The sequence below is a fragment of the Pedobacter sp. genome, from assembly GCF_045628745.1.
In the GTDB taxonomy this organism is placed as follows: domain Bacteria; phylum Bacteroidota; class Bacteroidia; order Sphingobacteriales; family Sphingobacteriaceae; genus Pedobacter.
The window spans coordinates 1-3,653 of record NZ_JAZQPU010000199.1; the positions used below are offsets into that span (position 1 = coordinate 1).

General features: G+C 39.9%; 3 protein-coding genes and 1 pseudogene. 2 read left to right on the forward strand and 2 right to left on the reverse strand.

Annotated features, from left to right (window positions below):
- Positions 1-1,454: sensor histidine kinase (locus ACR2F7_RS07580; protein WP_432712980.1), on the forward strand; the 1,454-nt coding region annotated here is incomplete at its 5' end.
- A 5-nt stretch (positions 1,455-1,459) separates the two neighbouring features.
- Entirely contained in the window at positions 1,460-2,149 is a 690-nt protein-coding gene (locus ACR2F7_RS07585) for a response regulator transcription factor (protein ID WP_432712981.1), read from the forward strand.
- Here the strand turns inward: ACR2F7_RS07585 and ACR2F7_RS07590 are convergent, their stop codons facing one another.
- Together ACR2F7_RS07590 and ACR2F7_RS07595 are read right to left on the reverse strand one after the other, a co-directional pair.
- Positions 2,150-3,364: a metallophosphoesterase gene (locus ACR2F7_RS07590; RefSeq protein ID WP_432712982.1), complete on the reverse strand. Its 1,215-nt coding sequence runs from the start codon at positions 3,362-3,364 to the stop codon at positions 2,150-2,152.
- Between the two features lie 37 nt (positions 3,365-3,401).
- Positions 3,402-3,653 (reverse strand): annotated as a pseudogene (locus ACR2F7_RS07595) (magnesium chelatase); the annotation flags it as partial.

Sequence of the window (3,653 nt, forward strand, 5' to 3'; positions counted from 1 at the left end):
TTTCTTATTACAATGGTTACCTTGACTCTGCTACTACCGCAAAATATGTAGATACGCTATTGCTGCAATATCCTTTTGTATCTAAGGTGGTATTTTATGATTCTGAAGTTACCAATAGCCCTGTAAAGGATGGTTTAAATACGGGCAATTTTTCTTTTGGTCCAAAAGCCATTTATCAGTTCGGCAGTTATATTCCTGCAGATTCGGTTAAGCTTTTTTCTGCAGACGGCCACCAGAGCTTTAAACGTGGTGATGATTTTAATGCCCTTGGCATCAAGCTCATTTCTTTTATTGAAAGTTTAGACACGACAAAAGCACCCACCCAAGACCAGCTTTTTAGTCATTTAAGTATTGTAAGGTCTAATAAAATTACCTACCTCAATTTTCCCAGGTTTGAAGACCTGAAGGTTTATAAGCAGATGCTGCGGAAAAAACTCGATCCTGCACCAGTTTACCAGCAAGATATGCTGACTTTTCACCTTGATCCTTTTAAAATAAAGATCATTAACCGCTACAAGCATTTATACCAGAACATCCGTATAGAACCCCTTACTTACGACCCTATAGAGACCTCATGGGAATATAAAGCCACGGAAATAACGCTGCCTGGACCGTTTTCTGATTATAAGCTCTACTTTATCTCTGCAAAAACGTTTATCGACAAGGAAATCATGTTGTATTTTCTGCCTATCGCCATGGTGATCCTTGTTTTTTATGGTATCCTGGTATTTGTGGCCTATTTAATTTACCGCAACCTGAATATTAACCACAGGATGTTTAAGCTACAATATGATTTTGTAAATAACCTTACCCATGAGTTTAAAACCCCCGTGAGCGTCATAAAAATTGCTGGTAACAATATAAAAAGTGCTACGTCCTTATCAGACCGGGAAATGAAAATGTATGGAAGGATTCTTGATGAGGAAGCCGATAAGCTCAACGGATTGATGAATAAATTGCTGGCTTTTACACAAATTGAAAATCAAGCCATACAGCTGAATGAGGAGATCATTTACGTTCGCGAATTTATTGAGAATACCATTGAATCTCATCGGTTAAAACACCCTGATTTTGACTTTACCTATGAAATTTCAGGATTAAGTACTTTTAAAACCGATCCGGTGTTGCTGGGGAGTTTGTTTGATAACCTTGCAGAGAATGCTTATAAATATTCGCCGCCGGAGCGTAAAAAATTGCATATTACCGCACGCTTACAAAAAGGAAAGGTAATATTTACTTTTACAGATCAGGGTATAGGCATACCATCGCCACAGATTGGCAGTATCTTTAAAAAGTTTTACCGCATACAGAATATCTATAACCAGAATGGCAGCGTAGGCCTGGGTTTGGCTTTCTGTAAGGAACTTGTTAACTTTATGAAGGGCGAAATTTCTGTTAAAAGTAAAGTTAACAAAGGAACAGAGTTTAAAATTGTATTACCATTTAACGACTAAAATAAATGTCTAAAGGAATTAAAATATTAATAGTGGAGGATGATGAGAACTTGCGTTTTCTAGTGGTTCATCGTTTAAAAGCAGAAGGTTACGACATGTTGGAAGCTGGCGACGGAGAAACCGCGAAACACATGATATTAGCTGAAAAACCAGACATAGTTTTATTAGATTGGATGTTGCCGGGTATGCAGGGTGCACAGGTTTGTGAAGAAGTTCGCCGACTGGGTTTTGATAAATTAATTATCATGATGACCGCCAAGGCACAAGATATAGATAAAATTGATGCTTATAATTTCGGTGCTTCAGACTATGTAACCAAACCTTTTAATATGGATGTATTAGTGGCCATGCTGGAAAGTAAGGTTAAGTTTTTGCTGAACAATGACAAGTCTGAAATTCACCGCTTTGGTGATACAGAACATCATCCTAATATACACAGTTTAATAAGACAGGGCAAGAAAATTGAGTTGACCATCCTGGAGAACAGGATTCTCTTGTACTTTCTGAGGAACCCTAATAATGTGATTAACCGCGAAGAGCTGATGTTGGTGGTATGGGGTTACAACTCTGATGTAAACACCCGTACGCTTGACATGCATATTGTTAGGCTGCGCAAAAAAATAGAGCTTAACCCAGACAATCCACAGTTGTTACAAACCGTACGGGGTGTTGGTTATCGTTTTAATGCGGGCTAATTAAGCCCGCTTCAGTTCAAATATGGTGATTTCTGGCAAAATGCCTACCCTGCCGGGGTAACCCAGAAAGCCGTAACCTACGTTAACATATAGCTGCTGGTGCTTTTCGCGGTATAGGCCTGCCCATTCTTTATAAATATATTGAATAGGGCTCCATTGCATTTCTTTTAGGCGTACTCCAAATTGCATTCCATGGGTATGGCCGCTAAACATGGCGTCAACTTGCGGGTATTCTTCTAATACCTGCAAACGCCAGTGTGAAGGATCATGACTTAACAAAAGTTTTACTGGCAGGTCATCGGTATCTTTCATGGCCAGGTCCATCCGTCCATAGCGAGGAAAACGACCGGTACCCCAGTTTTCAATCCCTACAATACCAATTTCTTCACCATCTACTTTAAGGCGGCGATGCTCGTTCATCAGTAAATCCCAGCCCATGGTTTTGTGTGTTTTAATCACATCCTGCAGGTTTCTTGCTTTTGCCAAAGAAGGTGCTTTACCAAAATGATAATCGCCATAATCGTGGTTCCCCAGGGAAGAATAAACGCCTAAAGGTGCTTTTACCCTTGCAAAGATATCCTGGTAGTGGCGCATCTCTGAGGCCATGTCGTTCACCAAATCGCCGGTAAAGAACACAAAGTCGGGTTTTTCTGCCAGCAGCATATCTATACCACCGTTTACCGCTTTTTTATTGTAGAAACTGCCCGAGTGGATATCAGAAATCTGGGCCATGGTAATACCATCAAAAGCTTTAGGCAAATTAGGCAAAATAAGGGGCACTCGCCTTACGGTATAATCATAAGCACCAGAAACAATGCCCCAGGTTAAAGAGGTCAAAGGAACGGCTGCAACCACTAAACCTGCTTTAACTAAAAAGGAAGAGCGACTGATAGCCTCTGTATTTTCTACTGCAGGAGTAAGGGGTGCTGGCGTTTCTTTTTTGCGGAATAATTTAATGGCCAGTCGGCGAAGGTCATCAATCAGCAAAAAGGGTAGCAGCACAAACTTACAGGCTACCGTTAAAAAGTAAGCCACTAATATAACTGCCCTTAAGGAAAGAAACAGGTTTAAATAAATGCTTGCAAATACGCCCAATGTTAACACAACGGTATAAGTCCACCAGAGTGTAGTAAAAAAGAACTTCGTTTTTGGTTTCCAATTTTTAAATACAGCTAAGATGGCTTTGTAACAGTAGTAGTCCAATGCCAACATCATCACAGTTAGCATTATAAGGTATAATGTTCTCCCCATTCTATCTGAAATCTATATCATCGTCTTCATCATGCTCATTGCTGAACAGGCTGTCGAACATATCAGAGAAACCAAAACCACCTTCGTGGTATTTTTTATTAAGCTGTGAATACTCTGCCAGGCCATGCAACACAAATTCCATCATAAGCAAGGTTTGGTTGGCACTTAATTTAGGGTGCATATTTTTAACCAATTCATTCAGGCCACTGACCTGCATTAATGTTTTCTTGTATTGTACATCAGAGAGGCCATC